Below are 24,716 nucleotides of genomic sequence, written 5' to 3'. Positions count from 1 at the left end.
TTATAGATAAAAAAAACCAAAAAGCAACATTATGGGTATTTATTCATATTAAATTCATACACCTCATACTATCCTAGGGAACCGATAATACTAACTTTAATGTTATCAGGCACTTCGTTATAAGAAAGTACAGATAAACCTCCCTTCGTAAATGAACGCGCATAGCGCGCCAGTAACGGTCTTAGCTGCGGAATAACAATCAACACAGGGTTAACACCTTGAGATTTCATTTCATCAGCAATCACAGGCATGGCTCGTTGAAACTGGCCAAGTAAATTAGGGTCTACAGCAAAACTATCCAATGCTACCTTCCCTGCTTGCATTGCTTGCTCTAACGAACTCTGCATCGTTTGCTCTAGTTTTTCATCTAAGCTATAAGCAGCTAATTCGTCACGACTGCCCATCACTTGTTTTACTAACACACGTTTTAGTGCACAGCGTACATCGGCAGCAAGTAGAATCGGGTCTTTTGTGACTTCAATACTGTCAACTAAAGTGCCTGCAATAGTCACGATATCACCAATCGCAACATGCTCCTTAAGTAGCATTCTCATCACTTTTAGTTGCAGGTTAATTGGTAAAGACTTTTCAAGCGCATCAGCCAAACTAGGTGATACAGCCTTTAATCTTTCGTGTAAGTTTTGAATATCCTCATAACTGAACAGCTCATCTAAATGCTCTTTTATCACTTTGCCCATATGCGTTGCGATCACAGTGGCTAAGTCGACAACTGAATAACCCATATTCAGTGCCTTGGCTTTATTTTGCTCATCAACCCACACCGCTTCCAAGCCATAAGCCGGATCTGTCGTTAGTTCACCATCTAACTGGCCGTAAGTATCGCCGGTGTTTAAAGCTAGTAGCTGCTTGGCATTCAGTTGAGCAGACGCAACGGCCACTCCCGCTAGTTTGATTTTATATTCTTGAGGATTAAGATTTAGATTATCTTTAACTCTGATTTCAGGTAACAAGAAACCAAGTTGTTCAGATAAGCTCTTACGCATACCACGTATTGTTTTTGCTAGTTCCTCGCCTTTTTCCTTATCGGCCAAATAAACTAAACGAAAACCAAGCTCAACGCTTAAAGTATCGACATGCGGAATATCTTGCCAGCTCAGAGCTGCTTGTTCTTGGGCAATTGTATCTGTAATGCTTTGCGCTTCTTCTAACTGCCCTTGTGGTGTCTTTTTGTAAAGTCGCCAAGCAACATACAAAAGAGGCAATGCAAAGCCAATAAACGCAAGGCTTGGCATACCTGGCACAATACCTAACACCAACATGACTAAGGCGGCGGTTAGAATAACTCTTGGTGAGGCAAGTAACTGGCTTCCCACCGCTTCACTCATGTCACCTTCATCGTTCATTCTGGTAACAATAATTGCTGCAGCAACAGCCAGCAGTAATGAAGGGACTTGCGCAACTAAGCCGTCACCAATTGTTAAAAGAGCGAAACGTTGAAATGCTTCAGCCATGCTTAAGTCATGCTGAAATACCCCGATACTGACACCACCCAGTAAGTTGATCACTAAGATGATCAGACCGGCTACTGCATCACCGCGTACAAACTTAGAAGCACCATCCATTGAACCATAGAAATCAGCTTCTTGTGCCACGGTGGCACGTCGTTCTTTAGCTTGTTCTGGGCCAATTAATCCCGCATTTAAGTCAGCATCAATTGCCATTTGCTTGCCCGGCATTGCATCAAGAGTAAAACGTGCTGCAACTTCAGAGATACGCTCGCCACCTTTGGTGATTACGACAAAGTTAATCACCATTAGGATAATGAATACGACGATACCGACAACATAGTTGCCACCAATCACCACTTCACCAAATGCTTGAATGACTCGCCCTGCCACATCAGAGCCTTCATGACCATGTAGCAAAACAACCCTCGTCGATGCGATATTTAGGGTAAGACGCATTAAGGTTGCAACCAACAGAATGGTTGGGAAAACAGAAAAATCGAGCGGCTTTGAACTTGAAACAGCAACCAATAACACGATCACAGAAAGTACAATATTGAAGGTGAATAAGGTATCCAGTAGCCATGCGGGTAATGGCAAAATAACCATAGATAAAACAGCTAACAGCAATACCGGTATAGCGGTGTAAGGTCGGGTTAAACTACGCCAATTCAAAGTCATTCTCCACCATTATGGTTTTTGTAAATTTTTGGGAATTTCAAGTTCAGGCAATGGCGCTGGCGCTTGACCTCGCCCTTGCTTGTAAGCCTTTAGCTGCATTACATAAGTAAGTACATAAGCAACCGCTTTATAAAGTCCATTAGGTACTTCTTGGTCGATGCGTGTCGAAAAGTAGATAGCCCGCGCTAAAGCAGGTAACTCAATGACTTCTTTATTGTGCTGACGCCCTAATGTTCTGATCCTAAGTGCCATTTCATCCATACCTTTAGCGACAACATAAGGGGCTTTGGCTTTTTCTTCGTTATAGCGAATCGCAACCGCATAGTGTGTTGGATTTGTAACAATTACATCTGCTGTGGGGACCCGCTCTTCGATACGCCTATTTGCTTGCTGATATTGAATTTGCTTAATTTTGCTTTTGATCTCGGGGTTACCATCGGATGATTTGCGCTCTTCCTTGACTTCTTGATGGGTCATTTTTATTTTATCTAGAATTTGTTTTTGCTGAATAGGCACATCAATCACAGCCACAAATAACAGCAAAGTTACAGTGATCATCATAGCTAAAAATAGCAAGCTAATACCTTGATTAAGAGCCACCAGCAAATCTTGATTTTGTAAGGCTACCAACTGTTGCCATAGCTGAGTCAAAAAGCTGAATAAGCAAATAGCTAACAAGGCAATTTTAATCATCGACTTTAACAGCTCAGTCAAAACTTGCTTACCAAACATTCTTCCTAAACCCGAGAGAGGATTTAGCTTACTTAACTTAGGTGCAAGTAATTTTTTTGAGAAAATAAACCCACCAGGTAACACACCCGTGATCCACATAGCACAGAACGCGAGCAATAAAAAAGGCACTAAAGTTGCCAGCATATCGAGTATTGCTTGAGCAATGGCATTTGGCATGAGTTTCGTATTATCGATAATACTATGATCCAGTTGCATACTTGTGCGCATCAAACCAATAAATAGGTCATAAAATAAATTAGCGAAAAACAATAGCCCTGCCACACTCACCATTAATAAAATAGCCGTATTAAGTTCTTTAGAACGCGCTACTTGGCCGTCTTCACGTGCTTTTTTGAGGCGCTTTTCACTGGGCTGTTCTGTTTTTTCTTGTGCGCTGTTATCTGACATTTACCCTCTCATCGCCGTTTTAAATACGGTTAAAACATGGTAGGTCAGGTTAGCAAATGCATTGCCTGTGTAACTAAGCGTCATAAATACACAAAAGAAACCCATTATTAAGGCCATCGGAAAGCCTAAAACAAAGATATTCAAAGAAGGAGCTGCGCGACTTGCTACACCAAACGTTAGATTGACTAACATCATGGCAATCACGCCAGGTAGTGCAAGCAGTAAAGTAGAGGCTAATAACCAAGCAAATAAATTAACGACAGCCATAATGTCTAAGTTATAAATACTGCTGCCAATAGGCCAAACAGTAAAACTCTCGACCATGACGTGCAAAGTAATTAAATGACCGTCAGCGGCAAAAAACAAAAGCGCAGCCATTATCCAGAATAACTGCCCTAACAATGCAACTTGGTTACCACTGCCTGGGTCCATTACCAAAGCCATCGATAAACCCATTTGCATCGACAACACAAGACCAACCAGAGACATCACTTCAAACAACAACCGCAAGGCAAGCCCCATTAAGACACCAAAAATGATCTGCTCAACAGTCAGCACGACCGCATCTAACGAAAAAATATCAACGGCTGGCGCGAGTGGTAATTGCCCTGCCACTAAAAAGGCCAACATCATAGCTACAGCGATTCGCGCGCGTGGAGTCACTGCAGGGTTTTCAAATACTGGCATTGCCCACAGCAAAGCCGAAAACCGAACAAATGGCCACCACATGGTACCCATCCAGCTAACAATGTCGTTACTGGTTAAAGCAATTAAGGAGTTCAACCAAAAACCCCTGGGATCATAAACTTAAGATCTTCAAACCACGTCAATAAGGTGCGTACTAACCAATGCCCTGCAAACACCACCATTAACAGTGTTAGCAACATACGAGGTAGAAAGGTTAACGTTTGCTCTTGAATAGAGGTGGCGCCTTGTATAACTGCCACCACAATACCCAAGATAAGCCCTGGTACTATCAGTACCAAAATCATCTCTATAATGGTATAGACTGCATCGGCAATCAGTTGCGTGGCCATCTCAGGACTCATATTGGCCCTCCGAATGTCGCAGCCAGCGTTCCTGCCACCATTGACCAACCATCAGCGAGTACGAACACCATCAGCTTAAATGGTAAGCTGATAATCAAAGGGGATAGCATCATCATACCCATCGACATCAATACGCTGGCAACCACTAAATCAATAATCAAGAAGGGAATAAATAGCATAAAACCGATTTGAAAAGCGGTTGTCAGCTCACTAAGCACAAAAGCAGGCATAAGCACTTCAAATGGAATTTCATCCGCTTTTAAGTTGGTGGGCTCATTAGCAATTAAAAGCACTTGATGTAGCTCGCTTTCACGTGTTTGCTTAAGCATAAATGCACGTAGAGGCTGTTCAGCTCGAGCAAGTGCTTGCTCTAATCCCATCTCTTCTGCCTGAAAAGGCTTATACGCATTTTGATATATATCTTGCCAAACCGGACGCATAATAAGCATGGTAAGCATCAATGCAATACCAATTAAGACACGATTTGGAGGGCTTTGCTGTAGACCCATTGCTTGGCGCAAAATCGCGAGCACAACAATGATCCGAGTAAATGAGGTCAGTACCATTAACAACGCTGGTATTAAACTCAACACTGTCATCATTAACAAAATTTGCAGCTTGACGTTATAGTCTTGCCCTTGCTCTGTGTCTTGCAACGAGAACAATGTTAATTCTTGCGCGTTTAACCAAGTTGGTAAAAGAAGGATAAGTAAACCAAACCCGACGTTGAATGCACTGCGTAAATTCATTACTTAACTATCCGCCTTTTCTTGCTCATCTTGGCTGATAAACTTAATGCCATATTGGCCATCAACCAGTACAACTTCAGCTTTCGCAAAATATACACCGTTCACTTTCACATCCATCGGCTCACCTGCGGCTTTGTCTAAGCGTAAAACATCGCCGTGTTTGGCTTGTGATAACTCACCTAACGTTAATTCTGTGCTCGCGACTTCTAGCGTAATAGTTAACGGCACATCAGCAAATACAGACATATCATTCTCATTGCTTGGCTCAGCGCTTAAGTCGTCTAAGCCATCAAGATCTAAACCTGCTAATGCATCATCAAGGTTGTCAGTCATAATTCATTTACTCTTTATTTGTGTTATCTGTAATTTGGAAAGTCAAACTGGCATCTTGTTGTACAATTTGACCTGTAAAGAAGGTTTTATTACCTAACTTGAAAGAAGCAGGCTCACTAAGTTGAATAGGCAATACCTCACCATTTAATGCCGCTTTTAGCTGCCTTAACGTGACTTTTTTGCGCGCCATTTCAACATGTCCTTTCACTAAAAATTGGCTGCTTTTTTCCATACTTAATAAGTGTGTTTGTTGTTCGTCATGCTCATTCTGCGGTTTACTAAAGAAAGCCACTGGTAACCAAATGAACCAGCTGATCACATCGTTATCAAGAATCAACCGTACTTTAAATGCAAGGTAATTGACCGCGCTCGGTAAGTTGTTAGTGCTACATGGTTCAGCGAGTAAGCATGCCCGCTCTTTAAAAATAAGCTCTTGAATACCTTGAACTTGTTTTTGTAATAACCGTGCACAAATGCGGCTTTCTGTGCGCGTTAATTCTGCTGGCGGCTCTTCTGCTACAGCCTTATTAGCTTGGCTTAAATCACCACCGAGGCATAAATCAGCCATTCTGTGAGCACTTGTGTAATCCAATGCGATATAAGCATCAGCGTCTATTGGCTCAAAAACAGCACTTTTAAAGAAAACGCGTTTCGCTTCAGCCAGCCAGCTTTGCAAGGTGCTGTGTGAACATAAGTTAATATCAACGGCAAACTGACTATCATTAAATAGCTGTCCTAACTCAAATTCGATGGCTTTATGCAAACTAAACTCACCCGCTCGCTGATGGGCAATTTCGTATTGACGTTGTTGCTGCGTGATCGCATACGGCCTAAACTCTTTACCTTGTTCAGCCTTGAAGAGCTTTATTTTTGGCTTAACAAATTGCTTCATAAAATTTTCCAATATCCAAAAGTGTGGCTATAAAGTCGTTGTGTAATTAGCCTGCTTTTGTAACTCAGCAACTAACTCTATACGCCTTAATTCATCTTTCTTTTGCCATTCAATACCAACAAAGTTCAATTTCTCTGTAACGGGGTGCGTATAACGAATTGTGCCAATAAAAGTATTACTATCATTAAATGCTACACGGACCTTGCCCGGTAACTTATGCTCATTAGGCACCAACATTCCAGCCCCACCTACGCTAATATCTTTAACCACAGCACGGCATATAAAGTAGTTAAACAACCATGAATGATGCAGCTTCACGGCAATGCCACCTTGCTGCATTGCCGCAGGAAGTTGAGTATCTTGCTCACAAAGAGGCCAGCGAGGGTGAGTTCGTTTCGACTCTTCTGACTTATTCATATAACTCCTGAGAGCGTAATACGGGCTGATTTGCTGTTGCAGCACTGGCGGCCTTTTTAACAGGGTTATTGATGTTATCCTCAGCGAATAACGCCTCTAACTCTGATTCTGCCTTTTTGGTCAGAATCAGGATTTCGACACGTCTATTTTCACTCGCAAATCTATCTTTTTGATTAATCGGTCTATTAGAAGAAAAAGCATTAACTTGCATAACTTGGTTTGTTGGCATCCCACCTGCGGCCATGATTTTTCTTGCTTGAAATGCACGTGCACCTGATAAGTCCCAGTTATTCGACTGAGTTCCTTTGAATGCACTGGCATCACTGTGACCCGAAATAATGATTTTGTTTTCAATACTTCTGAACAGGCCACCTAAGTGTAAAAATAAATCTTCAAAAAATGGCGACATCGTTTGCTCTGAACGCGCAAACATTTGATGATTTTTATCATCTTGAATAATCACTCTGAGCCCAGAACTGACTTTTTCAACGTGCAGATTGTTCTGTAATAGCTCTTCTTTGGCTAAATCTTGAAAACTACTTAGCAATAAACTCAGCTCACTCGATGCTGCAAATTCACTGTCTATCACTGAATTAAGCTTATCGCCTTTACCCGCTAAAGGCGCATGATCGCCTTTAGGTACTTTTAAATATTCACTCATGCCTGGGCGAGGATTATCAGGTGGCAAGCGATTTGATGCTTTATGGTCAACAACAGAAGGAGATCCCCCTAAGTCGACAGGAAAAGGGCTATTGCCTGGTTCAAATAATGCGGGACTACCATCAAAGATTGAATGTGTACGCATATAATGAGCAATATCTTTTCGCTCTTGCTCATTGGTAATAGCCATGATCCATAGCACCATGAAGAACGCCATCATCGCTAATGTGAAATCAGCAAAGGCTACTTTCCAAGCACCACTGTGTTTTCCACTCTTTGCTGAGCGGCGACCACGTTTAATAATTACTGGGTTAGAATTATTCATTTAAGCTGCTCGGTTATTGATCCACTGTTCCATCGTGGTAAAAGAAGGTTTACTTTCTTGTGTTATCAGTTTTCGACCAGAGTCAGTCGCCACAATAGCTACATGGCCTTTTGCGTGGGCTACTAACATAGCTCGAACACACTCAAGCATAGTCATTTGTTTCTTTACATACTGCTGCATAGCCGATGACAAAGGTGCCAACAGGCAATAGCAACCAAAAATACCAACAAAAGTTCCCACCAGTGCTGCTGCAACGTGATAGCCTATTTCGCTCAAAGGGCCATCTAAGTGCTGCATCGTGATAATAATGCCACCTACCGCTGCTAGAATACCGAAGCCAGGCATTGCTTCGGCAATATCGCCTAATGCATTTGACGGCTTCATTTTTTGCTCTTCAATTGAAAAGATCTCTTGCTCTAACATAGCATCAAAATCATGTGGGCTAATTTTCCCCATACTGTATAGACGAAGGTTGTCACAAATAAATGTTACTAACTCAGGGAAGGCTGTTACCTGTGGGTAGGCTAAAAAAATTGAGCTGGTATCAGGGTTTTCTACATGGTCATCTAACTCTTTAATTCCTTTTAGGCGAGCCAGTTCAAGTAAGGTGTATACCACCATGAGCAAGTCATGATACAAGTCTTTGTTATTTTGATTTTTATTGTCAAAGAATTGATATTTCAACTGACTTAACATTTCAGTTAAAACATGGCGTGAATTACCAACAATAAGCGCCCCCAAGCCCGCACCAAAAATGATTACAAACTCTGCAGGCTGCCACATACTCGCTAAGTTACCACCAGCAATAGCAAAGCCACCTAGTACGGCGGCCAGCACAACGACTAAACCTAATATTCTTTGCATAATTGTTTTCCCGGTTGGTTATTCACTTTGTTGAAGTTTTCTTGTTAAAGATTCTATTGCCAATTTATGTAGTTGGCAGACCCGTGCTTCGGTTAAATCAAGGGCAAGGGCTATTTCTTTCATGTTCATTTCATGGCTGTAGTAAAGATGCAGTAACAACTTGTTTCTTTCTGGTAGGCTGGCGAGTGCTTTTTGTAGCATTAACGCTGTTTCTGTATGTGATAACTGGCTGCCTGCATCAGTAAACGAGTCATCGTGACCGAGCAATGCTTCAAGGCTATCAATTGCTTCAGCTTGACTTGCATAATGCAGTTTCAACAGTTGCTCTAAATCAATATCCAATGCTTGGCACAACTCACTATCACTGGGCTCTCTACCTAGTTGCTTCAATAACTTGCGCGAAGCATCACGCAATTGATGTGACTGTTGTCTTAGTTGTCGTCCTCGCCAATCTATTCGACGAAACTCATCTAGCATCGCGCCACGAATACGCTTAAAAGCAAATGCCGAAAATTGTTCGTCGACATTTCGACCATAACGACGAATTGACGAAAGCAGTGCCACTAAACCTATTTGCTGAATATCGTCCATGTCGACAACAACACCCAATTGCGTTCGCATGTGGGAAGCTGCACGCTTCACTAAGTATGCATACCGTTCGAGTAGTTCACCCTCGGTATGTGTACTCATTAAACCTGCTTGCTGCTCATCCGAAGATGGCCATTGTTGTTCAACTAACATACGCGTTCTCTACTGAATGAAAACATTGGTTATTAATACATCAGCCAATTCAAGCGATGACTTATTAGCCAACACTTTATTAAACTGACTAAGTAGGTCTGTTTGAACTTTCTCTACATCGGTAAATGTGCTTCGCACAGTAGCGTGCTCCATATTCGCAAAGTTTTTTACAAGCACATTGCGTAGTACTGGCATAAAGGTTTCTGCATCTGTTTCATTTTGTAAGGTGGGTGCAAAACCAAGGCTCAAATCGAGCACTAAATAACGAGCATATTCATCGTCAGCAACACTGATAATAAAGCGATCCATTGCCATATATTTAACGTCTGGTTTATCAACGGAGGCCACCGGGGCTTGCTCTGCTTTTGATTCTTGAAAATAGCTTGCACCAAAAAAACCAAGTGCTAATAATCCGACAGCAAGTACTGCTAATTGTATTTTTTTCAAAGTTCCACTCCCATTTCTATATCAGTCTATTCAACCAATCTTGTTGCTGCGCTTGCCTAGGCTCAACGGAGGTAGGCAAATCATTTAACTGATTAGCTGCAATATCTTGCTCTTGTGTAAATTCGTGTGTTTGTTTGTGCTGCTGATGTTTATCGCTAATATCAACATCAACAGTACTTTGCTCAGCATTAGTGAGTGATTGGCGAAGTTGCTCAAGCGTTTGTTGCATGGCTTCACGTATTTGTGGATTACTCGCAACAATGTGTACTGTGGTTTTTTCTCCCTCAACACTAATACTTATGTCAATACTGCCTAACTGGGGAGGATCAAGACGGATTTGCGCGCGTTGAACCTGTTGGCCTATTTGCAACTGCACCTTGTCATGCAGCACATTCAGTAAGCGTTGGCCCCATTCACTACTATTTGTCGATAACGACTCAGTTCGCCACTGCTGCATCTGTGTGGCTTGCTCTGAACTGGCAGCAGAAGAAAAAGAAAATGAGCGACTTAATTCTGTCATCGCAAAATTGGGCTGCTCAAGCGCTGTCTTGACCTTACTGGGCTGTGTTGGGCTTGTTTCCAGCGTTAAAGCCGGTCCTACTTTAGTTTCACTTGAGCGCAACGTTTCCAACTCAGCCACAGGGGGCATTTGCGGTTGCTGGCTGCTAAGTGGGTATTCTTTGCTCGGCGATACAATAGCCGTATTCAAACTTGATGCATTAAATAAAGGTGCTTGCTTTTTAGTTAACTCAACAGTTTCATTGTTTAATAATTGATTAGCTGCCGGTATAGCTTGAGCACCATTAGGGCTAGGCTGTAGTAACTCTTTAGCGTACGAAGCACTCGTTACTTGTAACTGCTCTTGCTCTGTAGCATTTGCTATCGACTGAGTAGATAAACCATCAAGCAAGGTTTTCGAGGCTAGTTCACCCTGTGTAGTAGGACTTTGCTCATTCACACGTATTTTTTCTGATATAGCTTCATTTTCAGCAGCAGCCTGCATAGCTGAAGTAAGGCTATTCTGCACAGGAAGCGAGCCTAAAGCTTGTGGTTCTGTAACTCCCTGAGAAGCGGGTTGAATAGGCAGGGCTGAATCAACTTGGTCCATATTGATTTGTTCTTGTTCTGTTGCTTCAGCACCTTGTTGTAGCGATGTTTCAGATAATGCAGATATACCTGACGCTAACATGCTTGACTCATTTTCAGCTTTAAACTGTGTATATACACCTGAGCGCCATTGAGACGGTAGCTCAAATGGCTTTTCTGTCTCTACTTGCTCAAGCTCAGAGCGAAGCTCACTAGTAGATTGTGCGTGTTCTTCATGGTCGGTTAAATCGAATTGGCTTGTTTCAGGGTCAGTAAAGTTTGCTTGCACCTTTTCAGCACCGGCTCTATTCCCTGAAACATGTGGGTGTATGATTAATTCTTTCATTAACGCGCACCATCAGTAAATTGTTTGTATGCAATAATGCCGTCACGATCTTTTTGATGTTGCTGCATACGTGTTTGTAATTCGTTTTTTTGCGCATTAATTAATGCTAGAAAGTGTGAATATTCACCTTTCAACTCACGCACTCTAGACTGCCAACTTGGATACCAAGGTGCTAACTTCGCCTCATTAAGGATCTGCATTAATTGCTGATCAAAATGACGAATATGTTGCCACTGCTGCTCTTCTATCGCTTTCGCCATAGCTTGCAATAGGGTTTGAATTTTCTGGTCTGTTTGCTGTTTATTCATCATGATCATTTCAATTAAAGCGAGCAGCCGTAAACAATTCAGAGCTGCATTAACACCAGCTTAACGAGCAAAAAGCATTCCAAAACACAAAACATTGATATATAAAGAAAAAATTAATTTACAACATGCTGAACGGAAGTTTAATTTCCGCTTATCGGAAAGATAGGAAGTAAAGAGGAACTTAAGCGTTTGTTGAGAATGCTAAGTTACAAAAAAAGCCAGCTAAAAATGCTGGCTTTGGATTCAGAACAAATAACATTACTTATAAATAAGGTGTGATTAAGCAGCTTGAGAGCCTAATCCTGCCCAGCCCTGCTGTAGGTTTTGCATAACTTCACGTACAGATGACAATGCAGATAAATCATTTTGAAGACTTGCAGTCATTAAAGCACCACCACAGTACTCATAAAGCTGCTGCATATTAACAACGACTTCGCCGCCTTTTTCTGTATCTAAAGAGGCATCTAAACCGCCAAGAATACGCATCATCTTTTCAATGCCCTGAGCTTTTTTATCAAAACGCTTTTGCTGTATATGACCAGCTACACGCTCAAGTTCATCTAAAAACCCATCGAATAACATTAAAACTAACTTATGAATATCAGCGCCAGCCGCACGGCTTTCTACTGAAGTATTTTTATAAGCTGAAAAGCCATCATTTAAATCATACATAATTAATACCCTTAAAATTGTCCCATTGATGACTCTAATTTAGAAATCGTTATTTGCATTTGCGTAAATTGTGATAAGTAGCGGTTATAAACCTGCTCCATAGAATATTCATGGCGCTGTTGTTTATCCGTCACTAGATTTAGACTCGCTTGCAGAGTGTTTTTCTTATCATTAATTAAGCCATAGCTTTTTGTGTATGGCTCAACACGCTGCTCGAGTTTTGCCATCAAACCATCAGCACCTGTTAACATGTGTGTTAGTTGCTCTGGTTGTGTGGCAATTGCATCTTCTAACTTACCTTTATCAATAGATAGCTTGCCATAACGGTCAAATTCAATACCAATGGAAAATAAGGTTTTCCCTGCAAATTCACCTTGAAAGTCATTACGCAATGAACGCCCTATTCCTGATGCCATAACATCTCTTTTTAACGCATCGTTATCGTTTATTGAGCTTAATAATGTATTGAATTTATCAACAAATTGCTGAATATTCTCAACGCTTTTCTCATTATCTTGTGCGACAGACACTTTAATGGGTGTCTCTCCAGCCTGCTGGGCTTGAGTAAGGTTAATGCTCACACCATCAATAACATTATCTAGTTGGTTACTGGTTGAGGTCACCGTAATATTTGAGTTTGCACCTAGCTTTACAATAGCATCTTGCGCACTGGTTAATTCCTGCTGTGATGCAATCGCATTACTAATATTTGCACCATTTGCATCTGCACCGGCTGTAAATGTTGTTGATACAGTATTTGCAGCACCAGACTCTTCACTGGTCAGCACTAAAAATGTTTCACTCCCTGAGCGCATCAACGTCGCTTTTACGCCACTATTGTCAGCATGATTGTTGATTGCACTGGCCAAGTCAGTAAGCGTTGCCCCCGCAGGCAAACTTGCTAGGTCAACAGAGAAGCTATCCGTGCCAAGGCTAACAGCCAATTCGCCATCGGTCGATAAGGGTTGGCTTGGATCAAAACTTAATGCTATCTGGTGTGCTTGTGCTAACTGCTCAACAAAAATATCGTAGTCACCGCTGACTGCATCAGCTGAGGCTGTCACATTCATATTTGTTTCGCTACTCACAGACGCTGTATTAGTAAGCAAACCTGTATCAGGGTCTTGGTAATCTTCTAATGCATCAAAAAAATCTGATAAATCATTCTTAAGCTGAGTAAATGCTTTAATTTGATTATTATATTTTGCATATTGCGTAGATAAAATCTGATCTTTTGCTTGTCGCTCAATTTGCGTGTATTGACTCGCTAAATTAGCGGGATCGATGCTAAGCGCTGATGTCATATTGGCTCTCCAATTAACGATAACGAAAGCACTTTACAAAAAAATGCTTTCGTTATTGAAAAGCACCGCTTAATTGGCGGTGCTTATTATAATGATTAGATTAACGTAGTAGTGAACCAATCATTTGTGTTGTGCTGTTTGCTGTACTTAGTACTGAAATACCAGAGTTCATAAGTAGCTGTTGCTTAGTCATATTTGACGTTTCTTGTGCAAAATCAGCATCCATTAATTGACCCGCAGAAGCTTGCGTGTTCTCTTTCATGTTTGTAACGTTGTTCATTGTGTGCTCAAGGCGGTTCATTGTTGCACCTAAACCAGAACGAGCTGTACCAATTTCATCAATGATAGTGTCAACAAATGCGATTTGAGCTTGAGCTGTTGCTACATCAGTAAACGCTGCTGCGCTACCAATTGCAGTAGTTACGTTGCCAAGCTCAGCTGAGATATCCACACTTAGTGTTTCTGCTGCACTTGCACCTACTTGGAAATCAACTTGACCAGCACCGAATTTACCAGCTGCATCAAGTAGTGTTGTACCGTCACCAAACGACGTGTTATCCATGATGTTAGTTAGCTCTGCTGCAAGAGCTGTGTACTCTGCACTTTGTGCTGTCCACTCACCGGCACCATTTGTGTCACTTGCACCTTGCGTTGCAAGTTCTTTCATACGGTATGCAATATTTGTCATTTCTTCAAACGCGCCTTCAGCTGTTTGCATCATAGACATTGCATTGTTACCGTTATAAAGACCTGCTTCTTGACCACGAACCTGTGCATTAAGACGTGTCGCGATTTGCAGACCTGCAGCATCATCTTTTGCAGAGTTAATTTTAAAACCAGAACCTAAACGCTCAAGTGCAACAGAAAGATCGTTGTTGCTACGGTTAAGTTGGTTTTGAATAGAAAGTGACGCCATGTTTGATTGAATTGATAAAGCCATTTTTAAATTCTCCTGTGAATTCTATTTATTTAACTTTCATTTATTAAGAGCGACCACCTACTGTGAAAACTAAAATTTTTTTTCTATTTTTTTCATTTATTTTTAAATCTGTTCAAAACCGCCTGTTATTAAAAACGCAACAGCGTGCTTCAAGGCACGCTGTACGAATTTAAAAACTAATTTATCTTTTAAGCTAAAGCGTATTTCACCATACTACGGGTCATGTTTGCTTGTGCTGTTATCACAGCAATATTATCAACATTTGGCGTAAGCATTTTTGATTTTAATGATTGGCTAAGTTGCGTCATTTGCTCACCAGAGACATCTGCACTTTTTTCTATTTGCTGTAATTGGGCTGTAAGCTCACGGTGCTGGGCTTGGATTTGTAATAAATTAGCCTTTAGCTGACGCTGAGCACGATTTATAAAATCTAAATGTGCGCTGACATCTTGCTGTTTTTTTACCGACTCTTCTAGTTGATCAAGCGGACTGGCGAGCTCTGAAAGTTGGAGTGAAATAGGATTACCCGCTGCAACCCTTACTCCCTGGCCGGTAATGACCCAACTTTCTTTAAGTGTATCACTGTACTCAGGAGATGTAGTGAACAACAAACGGTTATCGCGGTTAACCTCAACATTTATTTGCTGCTTGGCGAATGCTTCAGCAATTGTATTTAAGTTTTCAGCTTCACTTTGATTAGCCGGTAGCTGTAAATGTACGGCTTTACCGCTTCGTCCTAGCAGCAAATGAATACTTTCATCGTGCGGACGCTGTGATATCAAATCGACTTTACTATTTAACTGACGCACAACTTGAGCATTTGGCTGCTGCACTTTAAGTTGCGAATTTAGACCTGAACTTTGTGCGCTTGCTTGTTGCTGCAGCTGAGTAATTTGCTGCGTCATACTGTGGCTTTGTAAAGCAGAAACCGGTGCACTACTAGGCATTGATTTTAACTGTTGCGCGAGCTTTTCTAGACCTGAATATAACTGTTTTATCGTCATTTCACGATGTTCAACTTGCGCCATCGCTTGGCTCAACTGCCCCTTTTTAGCCCATCGAGATAATACGGCAACTTGGCCTTGTTCAGGAGCTGTATTTTTAGCTGATTGCTTTACATCACTAGCCGACACCGAGCTCTTCTGCTCAACAACAGATGCTTTGCTCGACTTAACTGATTCAATCTGCGTTGGCTTCTCGCTACCTTGAACAAGCATGATTAATTATTCCTTAAACAATAACTACTTAATATATGAAAACAATGAAAGCTGTGTAACATTTGCATACACTTGCATCGAAGACTCATAAGCAGCCATTGATTCGTTCATGCGAATATAGGCTTCAGGGTAGTCAACTGCACTAATGTCATCACGCAGGTTAGTCGTAAACGTATTGATGTCTTGGTTGCTGGTTGCCAACGAATCCATTGATGCCATCGTGCCACCGATCACTGTTATTTCGCCGGTAATATGACCTAAGTAATCAGATAAATTATTAATCATAGTGCGTGACTCATTACCAACACCTGCAGCAGGTGGGTTGTCAATTAAATCCAAATAATCTTTCATGGCGTTTAAAAAATCAGCATTAGGGTCTAAATCACTACCAATAATATTTGTTAATACGCTAGAGTCTGGTGACACTGCCACTTCGCGAACACGTTCATCACCGTTATAAATGTAATCTCCCGCGGCATCTAGAATAAAAGGCTTACTATTGGTTTCGCTACCAGAAAATAAATAACGCCCTTCGCCATCCTGAGCATTCATTAAATCGAGCATTCCTTGAAAAATCACCCGCATTTCTTGTCCAAGTGCTTTTAATTGCTCAGTGCCCATTGAACCATCTGCCGCAGTCGTAATGAGCTCTTGTAATGAGTAGCTTTGATTTACAATGCCTGTTAGCTGTACTTCTTGCTGGCCTAAAGCGTAATTGACTGCATCCATGTTGCTTTGATATTGCGATAAAGACTCGATTTCACTTTCAAGCTTTAGCAACATAACGGCACCTAAAGGGTCATCCGATGGTTTCGAAATACGCTCATTGGTCGACAATTGAACTGATGCTTTATTAAATTCTGCAGTGTTATGCTGGATATTTTTAATTGAATTAAGATGAAATTGGTGACTACTAATACGCATGACTCACTCCTAAAACATGGTTAGTAAAGTATTGAATACTTGATCAGCCGTAGTAATCACTTTGGCATTCGCGCTGTACATTTGCTGAAAATGCAGCAAATTAGCAGCTTCTTCATCTAGGTTTACGCCGCTTCGGCTATCTCGAGCAAGTACCGCATTGCTATTTAACACTTCCGAGGTTGTCGCACTGTTTTGATTTTGTTTACTTGCAATCCCCAAATCCCCAACCAACACAGAGAAGTCATCATCATTACTTTGAATAGCCGCAATAATATTGGCGACATTGGCGTTATCGCCACGCCCGCCTGCTGCAACCCAATTTCCTCCAGCATCAAACTCCCCCCCTATTAACGCTATTTTTTCTGGGGTAATTGCAGGATTAATTTCGATTGACGATAGAGGGTTTGCAACGTTGTAAGTAAATAAAGGAATACCAGCATCACCATTTAAGTCAAACCCTTCAGATAAAGCAGTATTCACATCATCGGCAAAGTCTTTGACCAAATCACTTAGTTTTTCAAGTGTTGGTTGAATAACTTGCAAGTCGGCACTAATTAAGCCACCAAACTTACCACCGACTTGGTCATTAAGTGTAAATGATTGCCCCTTTAATGACGTGCTAACCTCAGTTCCCGCAACTGACACTGTTGCAGCAGAAGTACCAATAACTAAAGGCGCGCCACTTAGAGTGCTAATATCAAGGCTACCATCATCACGTTCAGTGATGGCAATACCTATTTGCGATGATAGTTCTGTTATTAATTGTTCGCGCTTGTCTTTGAGTTCTGCGGTAGGCTGCTTCTTTGCTATAGCTTGCACTATGTTCTGATTCACGTCCGCGATCTGTTGAGCTGTTGAACTAGTGTTACTTGCTAAGTTCGTCATCTCTAGGCTCAATTTATCTATTTGTGCCGAAAGCGCACCATTCATTTGTGCTAAGTCTTGTATCAACCCTTCAGATGAAGAAATAATTTGCTGTCTATATGCGTTTGAATCAGGACTACTTGCCGCAGCATTAAAGGCATTTGTTATCTGCCCAACAGCATCATTAAAATTTAACGAGTCTGTACCAACAATTTCTTCTACATAACCTAAATATGTTTGCTTGCTTTGATAATAAGACAAGTCAGACTGCGTGCGCCAAATATCATCATTTAAAAATGCATCGACAATACGATCGACTGAATTAACATAAACACCGCCTAACGGCGAGTTGCTCGTAGCAAAACTTGCAGCTTGACGTGAGTAGCCATCAACCGCTGCATTTGCAACATTTTGACCTGCAACCGTCATAGCGACATTAGCCGCATTTAAGCCACTCATGGCGTTACTTATCATTGACATAGCAATTACCTAATCGGAATAATATTAAGTGATTGAGCGAATGCAGGGCCACTTAAACGCTCAACAGGCGCAGGCGCTGCCTCAACTTCATTCACCTCTTTACTATGTTCAGCGACAACTTGTGCCATTTCCTTAAATTTATTTTCAACCGGTGTAAACTTTTCTCTAAATTGACGAACGATTGCCTCAGCTAAACCTAACTGGTTATTTGCAGCTAGCTCCTGAGCTGTTTGGGCATCATACATATCACGAAATTGCTGTTGCTCTTTGCTTGCAAAAAAGCCATTTTGTGATGACACGGCCTCGGTTGCAGCATGCATGTTTTTCAAAACCAACTGCAAGAAAATAGCTTCAAATTGCTCCGCAGCCTTTTGAATTCCTTCCTCTTGCGTATTATTAGCTATAAGCTGCTGAACTTGACCAGGATCGATAGCAAGCGATTGTAAGGTATTAAAATCCGGCTTGGTTAACTCAATAGTCACTGTATTGACCCCTTATTAAATCACGAGTAGTTCAGCTTCTAAGGCGCCAGCCTTATCAAGCGCAATTAGAATTGACATTAACTCACTCGGTGTAGCACCAAGCGCATTAATTGCTTTTACAATTTCATCCAGCGAAGTCCCTGTCGGCATCAGTAACATACCATTGTGTTGCTCCTGCACATCGATATTACTCGATTGCAATGGCATCGTTCTGCCATTCGAAAATGCGTTAGGCTGTGAAGCCCCTTCCATTTCAGTTATCGTAATGGTCAAGTTGCCATGACTTACCGCAGCTTGGTTCACTTTTACCAACTCGTTCATCACGACCGTACCAGTACGACTATTAAAAATAACACGTGGCTGTTTAGAGCCTTGTTCTACACGAATGTCTTGAAGCATTGACATGAAAGTGTTGCGGCTATCAGGGTCGATTGGCGCACTGACTTTTAAACGCCCCCAGTTTTCAGCACTTGCAACCGATGGCCCAAAAACTTTATTGATCGCTTTAACAATGTTTCGAGCGGTTTGGTAATTGGGTTCTTTTAAATTCAAAATTACATCAGGTTGCAACTTGAACATATCAGCCGTGTTACGTTCAATGATCGCACCGTCAGGAATAATCCCCGACGTGGGGACGTTTACTGTGACAGATGAACCATTACGGCCACTGGCATTCGTACCACCTACAACAAGGTTACCTTGCGCCAGTGCATATACTTTGCCATCAATGCCCTTTAAAGGAGTAAGCATTAAACTCCCCCCATGAAGGCTTTTGGCGTCCCCTAAAGAGTTAACCGTTACATCAATTGCTTGGCCAGGGTTGGCCATAGGAGGAAGTGTTGCATGCACAGCAACCGCTGCGATATTCTTCGATTTAGGCAGACGGCTTTCATCCATTGTGACGCCGAACTGTTTAAGCATATTATTCAAAGATTGCGCAGAAAACTTTACTTGTGCCTTATCGCCAGAGCCAGCTAGACCAACCACTAAGCCGTAGCCTACAAGCTGATTGTCTCTTACTCCTAATACATCAACCAGCTCAAGAAGCTGGCGTGAAGACGGCTCTGCTTGCACTGGCGTAAAGCAACTACTAAGAACAAGCAATAGTAAAAGTATCTGTTTCATATCTACGCTCTAAAATGGGTTTAAATAACGGCTAAATAAAGAAGTAAACCAACCTGGGCTTGATGCATCGGCTAGTGTGCCGCTACCTGTATAGCTAATTTGTGCTTCGGCAACTCTTAATGATGAAATGCGGTTAGCTACGTCAATATCATCTGGGCGAACGAGGCCTTCCATTTCAATGTATTCATCACCTTGATTTAGCTGAATCTGTTTGCGTCCTTTAATCACTAATGTGCCATTTGAAAGCACATGAATAACGCGCACTGTAATTGCACCGCTTAAAAAGTTTTGCTGACTTGCGCTACTACCACCATCAAATTCAGTGCTTGAACCTATTCCTAAATTAAAATCAGCGACATTCAAGTTACCCGCTAAAGGCACCGACACATCAACATCAGTATTTTTTTCTAAGTTACTATCAGCACTTTTGCTCGACTGTGTGCGCTCATTTAAAACAACCGTTAAAATGTCACCCACTCGATAAGCACGTTTATCGGAATACAGAGAAAACATATAGTTGTCACTGTAAAGGCTACCGTTTTCATAATTTAAGCCTACTTGATACGCATCTTTAGCGACTTCATAGTCTTCGCGTGCTCTGGATTGTTTTTGAATCGGGCACTTGGGTTCACCATGAACAACTTTACATTGCACATATTGTTCATGATCGGTACTGCTACACCCTGCTAGCAGCATAACCAATAAAACAGTAGCACTTAACTTAATCATAGCAATCACACATTCTGATTAATGAAACGCAACATTTCGTCAGCTGCAGATACGACCTTAGCGTTCATTTCGTACGCGCGCTGTACCGCAATCATACTTACCATTTCATCAACAACACTGACGTTCGAACCTTCAATGGTAAATTGCTGTAATTCACCAAATGCTTCTTCACCTGGCACACCTTCAATGGCTTCACCTGAGGCTGCTGTTTCACGGTAAAGATTACCACCTAAGCTCTCTAGGCCAGCAGGGTTTGCAAAATTAACCGTTAATAACTGACCCAATTCAATTGGCTCAACGCCATTATCAACAACTGCACTCACTGTACCATCGCGACCGATGGTGACTTTAGTTGTCCCCTCTGGTAGGGCGATATTTTGCGCAAGCGGTAAGCCGTTACCATTTACCAATAAAGACTCTGAATTTAATTGGAATTGACCATTGCGCGTGTAAAGTAGCTCACCATCTGGGCTTTCAATTTGAAAAAAGCCTTGCCCTGCAATCGCAACATCTAATTGATTGCTGCTTGTCTCAAAGCTTCCTTCAGTAAATTGCTTTTGCGTACCATTAATACGCACCCCAGTTCCCACCTGAATACCCGACGGTAACTGATTCAAGTCATCTGCTTGTGCGCCTGGTTGCTTCTGTACTTGGTAGAATAGGTCTTCAAATACGGCACGGTCTTTTTTGAAACCAGCCGTGCTCACATTCGCTAAGTTGTTTGAAATTGTGGTCATACGCAAGTCTTGCGCTGCTAACCCTGTTTTACTTACCCATAATGCTGAATTCATTATTCACTCCACATCCTAACCGCGACCGCTAACCAGCTTATTACCACTGTTTGCCAGTTCATCAGCTGCTTTCATCATGTTGATATTCATTTCAAATTGGCGGCTGATATTCATTGTTTTAATCATTTCTTGAACCGCATTCACATTCGACCCTTCCAGTACACCTGTACGCAAACGAATAGCTTCATCCATGTCTAGCGGCTCAAGGTTCTCAGCACGAAATAAACCATCACGCCCTTTAACCATCACCGCACCTTCATCACCGGTACTAGCAAGTTTAATTTGTGCTTCTTCAGCGATAACACCACCACCGAGCGGAACCACATTAATGATACCGTCAGGAGCAATTTCTAACTCTGCAAAATCCCCTAACTGAATATCACCGATATTGCTTTGCACACGGCGATTGTTTACGGTTAAGAAACCATCGGCATCAATTTCAAGGTTGCCAGAGCGCGTATAAGCAGGTTCGCCATTGTCATCAATCACTTCTAAAAAACCACCATCGCTAAGAGCAACATCCAGTTTTCTGCCAGTGTCCATCATAGGACCCGCTGATAAATCGGTAGTGACTGGCAACATTTGTGCGTGATAACGAGTGCGAAACCCACTGCCTGTAACTTGCATTGATTGCGCTTGCTCTAAATCAGCTTTAAAACCTGCGGTGCTTACATTGGCTAAGTTATTGGCTGTTACTTTTAAGGCTGTATTGTTTAGTTCAGCCCCTGAGACAGCGGTATAAATTAACTTTTCCATAAGATGAAACCTTAAGTATTACTAAATAAAATTTGCATCATTTCATCAGCACTACTGATGGTTTTCGCATTTGCTTGGTAGTTCTGTTGGAACGACATTAAGCCGACTAACTGCTCACTGATATCAACATTAGAGCCAACATACGCACCTGCGATTAATCCGCCAACTGTGCCACTATCTGGCTCACTGTATGAGGCACCACCAGAGTCACGGGTTTCATACCAAACCGTATTATCACCCGCTTCTAAACCATTTGTGTTTGCAAACGAAGCAAGTACAACCTGCCCTTGAAGCTTAGATTCTCCGTTAGTGAATGTGGCGAAAATTTTGCCATCTTCTTCAACTGATAAACCTGAGAAAGTACCTGCTGAATAGCCACTGGCATCATTTTCAAGAATATTAAAATTAGTACCAAACTGCGTTGTTTTTGCCATATCCAGCGTTAAAGACATTGGCGCAGCACCGCCCCCGACAGGGAAAGCCATGGTAATTTCACGTTGACTATAAGGGTCAAGAACGTTGTCATCTTCTTGTGCTGGCGGCGCAGGAGGCGTAAAGCCTGGATCAAGCGGTTGCATTTGCCCATCGGCATCAAAGGTAATATTAACAACACCTGCTGTGACAACATTGCCATCTACAACAACATCCTGAGTATCAGTCACAGCCCCTGCGGGGGTACCCAGTGCACTTGCTGGTAGTGGTGAACCATCCATAAAGTACATTACTTGCCATTGGTTATCAGCTGTATGATTGAAGTATTGAGTCAATACATGGCTGTTACCTTGCGAATCGAATACTTCTGTTAACTGTGAAAAGTTATACTGTGTGCCATCGGTAGGATCAAAATTATTCGGTGCTACAGGATAAGAAATAATGTCGCTGGCAGAGCTTAAGTTGCCATGAAAATCAATTGCATCAGTTGCGACAGCTGGAATGTTCGCACCTTGTACTTTAAGGTCCGTTAACACACCTGGGATGATCTCAGCTTCGCCAGCCGCATCAGCATCACTCACGCCATAACCTTGCAGCTTTGCCCCGTTTGCATTGACAATATTAAGCTCGTTATCTAGGGTAAATTGCCCTGCTTGCGTATAAGCAATACGATTACCTTCAGAGATAGCAAAGAAACCTTGACCATCAATTGCAATATCAAGTGCGTTACCTGTTCTAACAATATCACCACCAGTTACAAAGTCTTCTTTGATATCTGAAACACGTACACCACCACGACTACCACCATTATAAACTGCGGCAAATTCTGTATTACCGGTTTTATAACCAGAAGTTGATGAGTTAGCGATATTATTACTTGTTACTTCTAACCCTGTTTGAGTGCTTTTAAGGCCGCTTAAACCTATATTAAACATAGACATAATTATTCCTCTTTAGTCTAGGCAACTTGATTAATATCGGTTAAGGCAAAATTACCTAAGCCATCAACTTGCAATAAAATATCGTCGCTGCTGCTACCCACAGAGACGCGCTCTACTTCACCATTTAGCCAAGGTGTCAGGCGTTGTGAAACACCATTGGTTGTCGAAAAAGCATTAATCGAATAGCCACCCGCATCTTGTTCATCAAATTCGAAATTCAAAGAACCCACACCACTGTATGCCAACTGTTTTTCTTCAACTAACTGGCCATTACTGTCATAAAGTTGCACAGTGACTGAATCAGCAGGTGTTGATAAGTTAACAAGACCCGACACTTTGCCCTCTTTTTCTAAAGCAACCACATCCGCTGGCACTGTCACTGTTTCACCAACTAAGTTAGTCGCTTCAAGGACTAACATGCTGCTACTGTTATCTAAACTCGCGCTGGTGTTATTTTTTATACTTTGCAATGATTCAACATTTGAGAATTCAGCTAGTTGGCTAACGTATTCGGTTCCGTCCATAGGTTGTAACGGATTCTGATTACTGATCTGTGCCACCAGCAACTCTAAAAACATGGTCGACATTTCTTCTGCCGAGTTAACATTCCCTGAAATACTTGAGCTTACATTGGCAGCATTGTTATTGCTTTGTGTGGTATTTGCGATATCCATGGTGCTACTGTCCTAATTTAAGAATGCTTTGCTGCATGCTGTTAACACGCGACATAACATCAACGGATGTTTGATAACTACGACTTGCTGACATCATGTCTGCCATTTCTTCAAGTACATTGACGTTTGAATAAAAGACGTAGCCATCATCATTGGCAAGTGGGTTGTTAGGCTCATAACGTTGCTCAACAGTACGATTAGACTCTGTCACACCCATGGTATTGACAGCAGCCGCCACATTTTGCTGATCAAAAGAGTCTTTATACATGGCAGAAAAAACCGGCTTAAGCGCCTTATACGCGCCCTCTTCGGTAGACGCCGCCGTGTCAGCATTAGCAAGGTTAGAAGCAATGGTATCTAAGCGCATGACTTGAGCACGCATTGCACTGCCACTAATGTCATAAATAGAATTAAAAGACATTATTAATTTCCTTTGATTACTTTATGCAGGCCACTGATTTTCATGTTTAGAAAGGTCATACTGGTCTGAAAATCCATACTGTTGTTAGAGAATTTTGCCTGCTCGACATTGAGCTCTACGGTATTACCGTCACTGGATGCTTGATACGGCACACGATACATCAGCTCATTGGCAGTAATTCCCGCAAAGCCTACATCATTGTTATGCTCCATACTCGCTGCGACATCGCCCAAAATTTGCTGGTAATCCACATCTCTTGCTTTAAAATTTGGGGTATCAACATTTGCGAGGTTACTTGCGATAACCTCAGCTCTGTCTATTCTCAACTGCATAGCAAATGGGTGTACGCCTAACGCTTTATCAAATAATGCCATTGTTGCCTCAACTGACTACGTCTTGTATGCTCGTTTGCACATTTTGAATTCGGTATAAGGCTATTAACAACCTTTATGCCAAATTT

The 24,716-nt window shown here is 41.8% G+C and carries 29 protein-coding genes; all 29 read right to left on the bottom strand.

What is annotated here, in order from left to right:
* Positions 1–68: 68 nt before the first annotated feature.
* The 29 genes from flhA to flgB all read right to left on the bottom strand — a co-directional run bounded on the left by flhA (position 69) and on the right by flgB (position 24,630).
* Positions 69–2,141 carry a flagellar biosynthesis protein FlhA gene (gene flhA / locus LY624_RS04530; RefSeq protein WP_445936733.1) on the bottom strand — a complete coding sequence of 691 codons (2,073 nt, stop codon included), beginning with the start codon at positions 2,139–2,141 and terminating at the stop codon, positions 69–71.
* A gap of 15 nt (positions 2,142–2,156) precedes the next feature.
* The gene (gene flhB / locus LY624_RS04525; RefSeq protein WP_130151063.1) at positions 2,157–3,287 is read right to left on the bottom strand and encodes a flagellar biosynthesis protein FlhB; all 1,131 of its coding nucleotides are present in this window, start codon (positions 3,285–3,287) and stop codon (positions 2,157–2,159) included.
* On the bottom strand, positions 3,288–4,070 hold the full coding sequence (gene fliR, locus LY624_RS04520; RefSeq protein ID WP_341803952.1) for a flagellar biosynthetic protein FliR: 783 nt from the start codon (positions 4,068–4,070) through the stop codon (positions 3,288–3,290).
* Positions 4,067–4,336, bottom strand: coding sequence for a flagellar biosynthetic protein FliQ (locus LY624_RS04515; protein WP_130151061.1), 270 nt, complete (start codon positions 4,334–4,336; stop codon positions 4,067–4,069). The genes fliR and LY624_RS04515 overlap by 4 nt, the downstream gene beginning before the upstream one ends.
* Positions 4,333–5,085, bottom strand: a complete 753-nt coding sequence (fliP, locus tag LY624_RS04510) for a flagellar type III secretion system pore protein FliP (protein ID WP_062570313.1) — start codon at positions 5,083–5,085, stop codon at positions 4,333–4,335. The genes LY624_RS04515 and fliP overlap by 4 nt, the downstream gene beginning before the upstream one ends.
* Positions 5,086–5,088: 3 nt before the next feature.
* A complete protein-coding gene (locus tag LY624_RS04505) occupies positions 5,089–5,418 on the bottom strand; it encodes a FliM/FliN family flagellar motor switch protein (RefSeq protein WP_341803951.1) in 330 nt (109 codons plus the stop codon).
* A 7-nt stretch (positions 5,419–5,425) separates the two neighbouring features.
* The gene (locus LY624_RS04500) at positions 5,426–6,310 is read right to left on the bottom strand and encodes a FliM/FliN family flagellar motor C-terminal domain-containing protein (RefSeq protein ID WP_130151059.1); all 885 of its coding nucleotides are present in this window, start codon (positions 6,308–6,310) and stop codon (positions 5,426–5,428) included.
* A gap of 27 nt (positions 6,311–6,337) precedes the next feature.
* A complete protein-coding gene (locus LY624_RS04495; RefSeq protein WP_341803950.1) occupies positions 6,338–6,727 on the bottom strand; it encodes a PilZ domain-containing protein in 390 nt (129 codons plus the stop codon).
* Positions 6,720–7,712, bottom strand: a complete 993-nt coding sequence (locus tag LY624_RS04490; RefSeq protein ID WP_237119609.1) for a flagellar motor protein MotB — start codon at positions 7,710–7,712, stop codon at positions 6,720–6,722. The genes LY624_RS04495 and LY624_RS04490 overlap by 8 nt, the downstream gene beginning before the upstream one ends.
* Positions 7,713–8,576: a flagellar motor stator protein MotA gene (gene motA, locus LY624_RS04485; protein WP_130151056.1), complete on the bottom strand. Its 864-nt coding sequence runs from the start codon at positions 8,574–8,576 to the stop codon at positions 7,713–7,715.
* Between the two features lie 18 nt (positions 8,577–8,594).
* Entirely contained in the window at positions 8,595–9,317 is a 723-nt protein-coding gene (locus LY624_RS04480) for a FliA/WhiG family RNA polymerase sigma factor (protein WP_130151055.1), read from the bottom strand.
* 9 nt (positions 9,318–9,326) lie between these two features.
* Positions 9,327–9,764, bottom strand: a complete 438-nt coding sequence (locus tag LY624_RS04475) for a flagellar basal body-associated FliL family protein (protein WP_130151054.1) — start codon at positions 9,762–9,764, stop codon at positions 9,327–9,329.
* Between the two features lie 16 nt (positions 9,765–9,780).
* Positions 9,781–11,196 carry a flagellar hook-length control protein FliK gene (locus tag LY624_RS04470; protein WP_341803949.1) on the bottom strand — a complete coding sequence of 472 codons (1,416 nt, stop codon included), beginning with the start codon at positions 11,194–11,196 and terminating at the stop codon, positions 9,781–9,783.
* Positions 11,196–11,507, bottom strand: coding sequence for a hypothetical protein (locus LY624_RS04465; protein WP_341803948.1), 312 nt, complete (start codon positions 11,505–11,507; stop codon positions 11,196–11,198). The genes LY624_RS04470 and LY624_RS04465 overlap by 1 nt, the downstream gene beginning before the upstream one ends.
* Positions 11,508–11,783: 276 nt before the next feature.
* On the bottom strand, positions 11,784–12,176 hold the full coding sequence (gene fliS / locus LY624_RS04460) for a flagellar export chaperone FliS (protein ID WP_062570303.1): 393 nt from the start codon (positions 12,174–12,176) through the stop codon (positions 11,784–11,786).
* Between the two features lie 11 nt (positions 12,177–12,187).
* Positions 12,188–13,480, bottom strand: coding sequence for a flagellar filament capping protein FliD (gene fliD / locus LY624_RS04455; RefSeq protein ID WP_130151051.1), 1,293 nt, complete (start codon positions 13,478–13,480; stop codon positions 12,188–12,190).
* Positions 13,481–13,580: 100 nt separating this feature from the next.
* A complete protein-coding gene (locus LY624_RS04450) occupies positions 13,581–14,420 on the bottom strand; it encodes a flagellin N-terminal helical domain-containing protein (protein ID WP_130151050.1) in 840 nt (279 codons plus the stop codon).
* Positions 14,421–14,608: 188 nt separating this feature from the next.
* Complete coding sequence (locus LY624_RS04445; RefSeq protein ID WP_341803947.1) at positions 14,609–15,637, bottom strand: flagellin; 1,029 nt, start codon at positions 15,635–15,637, stop codon at positions 14,609–14,611.
* Between the two features lie 24 nt (positions 15,638–15,661).
* A complete protein-coding gene (gene flgL / locus LY624_RS04440) occupies positions 15,662–16,561 on the bottom strand; it encodes a flagellar hook-associated protein FlgL (protein WP_130151048.1) in 900 nt (299 codons plus the stop codon).
* A gap of 9 nt (positions 16,562–16,570) precedes the next feature.
* Entirely contained in the window at positions 16,571–17,905 is a 1,335-nt protein-coding gene (flgK, locus tag LY624_RS04435) for a flagellar hook-associated protein FlgK (protein ID WP_341803946.1), read from the bottom strand.
* 5 nt (positions 17,906–17,910) lie between these two features.
* Positions 17,911–18,387, bottom strand: coding sequence for a rod-binding protein (locus tag LY624_RS04430; protein ID WP_341803945.1), 477 nt, complete (start codon positions 18,385–18,387; stop codon positions 17,911–17,913).
* A gap of 15 nt (positions 18,388–18,402) precedes the next feature.
* Positions 18,403–19,512, bottom strand: coding sequence for a flagellar basal body P-ring protein FlgI (locus LY624_RS04425; RefSeq protein ID WP_341803944.1), 1,110 nt, complete (start codon positions 19,510–19,512; stop codon positions 18,403–18,405).
* Between the two features lie 9 nt (positions 19,513–19,521).
* Positions 19,522–20,241, bottom strand: a complete 720-nt coding sequence (locus tag LY624_RS04420; RefSeq protein ID WP_341803943.1) for a flagellar basal body L-ring protein FlgH — start codon at positions 20,239–20,241, stop codon at positions 19,522–19,524.
* A gap of 5 nt (positions 20,242–20,246) precedes the next feature.
* A complete protein-coding gene (flgG, locus tag LY624_RS04415; RefSeq protein ID WP_062570295.1) occupies positions 20,247–21,032 on the bottom strand; it encodes a flagellar basal-body rod protein FlgG in 786 nt (261 codons plus the stop codon).
* 15 nt (positions 21,033–21,047) lie between these two features.
* The gene (locus tag LY624_RS04410; protein WP_062570294.1) at positions 21,048–21,788 is read right to left on the bottom strand and encodes a flagellar basal body rod protein FlgF; all 741 of its coding nucleotides are present in this window, start codon (positions 21,786–21,788) and stop codon (positions 21,048–21,050) included.
* 11 nt (positions 21,789–21,799) lie between these two features.
* The gene (locus LY624_RS04405) at positions 21,800–23,161 is read right to left on the bottom strand and encodes a flagellar hook protein FlgE (protein WP_341803941.1); all 1,362 of its coding nucleotides are present in this window, start codon (positions 23,159–23,161) and stop codon (positions 21,800–21,802) included.
* Between the two features lie 17 nt (positions 23,162–23,178).
* A complete protein-coding gene (locus LY624_RS04400) occupies positions 23,179–23,835 on the bottom strand; it encodes a flagellar hook assembly protein FlgD (protein WP_193988435.1) in 657 nt (218 codons plus the stop codon).
* A 4-nt stretch (positions 23,836–23,839) separates the two neighbouring features.
* Entirely contained in the window at positions 23,840–24,256 is a 417-nt protein-coding gene (gene flgC / locus LY624_RS04395) for a flagellar basal body rod protein FlgC (RefSeq protein ID WP_062570291.1), read from the bottom strand.
* Positions 24,257–24,258: 2 nt separating this feature from the next.
* Positions 24,259–24,630 (bottom strand): flagellar basal body rod protein FlgB, encoded by a 372-nt coding sequence (gene flgB / locus LY624_RS04390; RefSeq protein WP_062570290.1) that lies wholly within the window; start codon positions 24,628–24,630, stop codon positions 24,259–24,261.
* Between the last annotated feature and the right edge of the window lie 86 nt (positions 24,631–24,716).

Source organism: Pseudoalteromonas sp. N1230-9 (assembly GCF_032716425.1).
Taxonomy (GTDB): Bacteria; Pseudomonadota; Gammaproteobacteria; order Enterobacterales; family Alteromonadaceae; genus Pseudoalteromonas.
The sequence above is the reverse complement of the archived record's forward strand: the minus strand, read 5'-3'. Positions and strand labels throughout refer to the sequence as shown.

Coding starts and splice junctions, on each gene's coding strand:
- fliD (WP_130151051.1), bottom strand. CDS start 13,480: ATGACATCAGCGCTTAGCATCGATCCCGCTAATTTAGCGAGTCAATAC.
- LY624_RS04410 (WP_062570294.1), bottom strand. CDS start 21,788: ATGGAAAAGTTAATTTATACCGCTGTCTCAGGGGCTGAACTAAACAAT.
- LY624_RS04420 (WP_341803943.1), bottom strand. CDS start 20,241: ATGATTAAGTTAAGTGCTACTGTTTTATTGGTTATGCTGCTAGCAGGG.
- LY624_RS04470 (WP_341803949.1), bottom strand. CDS start 11,196: ATGAAAGAATTAATCATACACCCACATGTTTCAGGGAATAGAGCCGGT.
- flgB (WP_062570290.1), bottom strand. CDS start 24,630: ATGGCATTATTTGATAAAGCGTTAGGCGTACACCCATTTGCTATGCAG.
- flgC (WP_062570291.1), bottom strand. CDS start 24,256: ATGTCTTTTAATTCTATTTATGACATTAGTGGCAGTGCAATGCGTGCT.
- LY624_RS04400 (WP_193988435.1), bottom strand. CDS start 23,835: ATGGATATCGCAAATACCACACAAAGCAATAACAATGCTGCCAATGTA.
- LY624_RS04465 (WP_341803948.1), bottom strand. CDS start 11,507: ATGATGAATAAACAGCAAACAGACCAGAAAATTCAAACCCTATTGCAA.
- motA (WP_130151056.1), bottom strand. CDS start 8,576: ATGCAAAGAATATTAGGTTTAGTCGTTGTGCTGGCCGCCGTACTAGGT.
- flhB (WP_130151063.1), bottom strand. CDS start 3,287: ATGTCAGATAACAGCGCACAAGAAAAAACAGAACAGCCCAGTGAAAAG.
- LY624_RS04490 (WP_237119609.1), bottom strand. CDS start 7,712: ATGAATAATTCTAACCCAGTAATTATTAAACGTGGTCGCCGCTCAGCA.
- LY624_RS04495 (WP_341803950.1), bottom strand. CDS start 6,727: ATGAATAAGTCAGAAGAGTCGAAACGAACTCACCCTCGCTGGCCTCTT.
- flgK (WP_341803946.1), bottom strand. CDS start 17,905: ATGTCAATGATAAGTAACGCCATGAGTGGCTTAAATGCGGCTAATGTC.
- LY624_RS04445 (WP_341803947.1), bottom strand. CDS start 15,637: ATGCTTGTTCAAGGTAGCGAGAAGCCAACGCAGATTGAATCAGTTAAG.
- LY624_RS04480 (WP_130151055.1), bottom strand. CDS start 9,317: ATGTTAGTTGAACAACAATGGCCATCTTCGGATGAGCAGCAAGCAGGT.
- LY624_RS04505 (WP_341803951.1), bottom strand. CDS start 5,418: ATGACTGACAACCTTGATGATGCATTAGCAGGTTTAGATCTTGATGGC.
- LY624_RS04450 (WP_130151050.1), bottom strand. CDS start 14,420: ATGGCTTTATCAATTCAATCAAACATGGCGTCACTTTCTATTCAAAAC.
- LY624_RS04515 (WP_130151061.1), bottom strand. CDS start 4,336: ATGAGTCCTGAGATGGCCACGCAACTGATTGCCGATGCAGTCTATACC.
- flgL (WP_130151048.1), bottom strand. CDS start 16,561: ATGCGTATTAGTAGTCACCAATTTCATCTTAATTCAATTAAAAATATC.
- fliS (WP_062570303.1), bottom strand. CDS start 12,176: ATGTATGATTTAAATGATGGCTTTTCAGCTTATAAAAATACTTCAGTA.
- flgG (WP_062570295.1), bottom strand. CDS start 21,032: ATGAATTCAGCATTATGGGTAAGTAAAACAGGGTTAGCAGCGCAAGAC.
- LY624_RS04500 (WP_130151059.1), bottom strand. CDS start 6,310: ATGAAGCAATTTGTTAAGCCAAAAATAAAGCTCTTCAAGGCTGAACAA.
- LY624_RS04405 (WP_341803941.1), bottom strand. CDS start 23,161: ATGTCTATGTTTAATATAGGTTTAAGCGGCCTTAAAAGCACTCAAACA.
- LY624_RS04425 (WP_341803944.1), bottom strand. CDS start 19,512: ATGAAACAGATACTTTTACTATTGCTTGTTCTTAGTAGTTGCTTTACG.
- fliP (WP_062570313.1), bottom strand. CDS start 5,085: ATGAATTTACGCAGTGCATTCAACGTCGGGTTTGGTTTACTTATCCTT.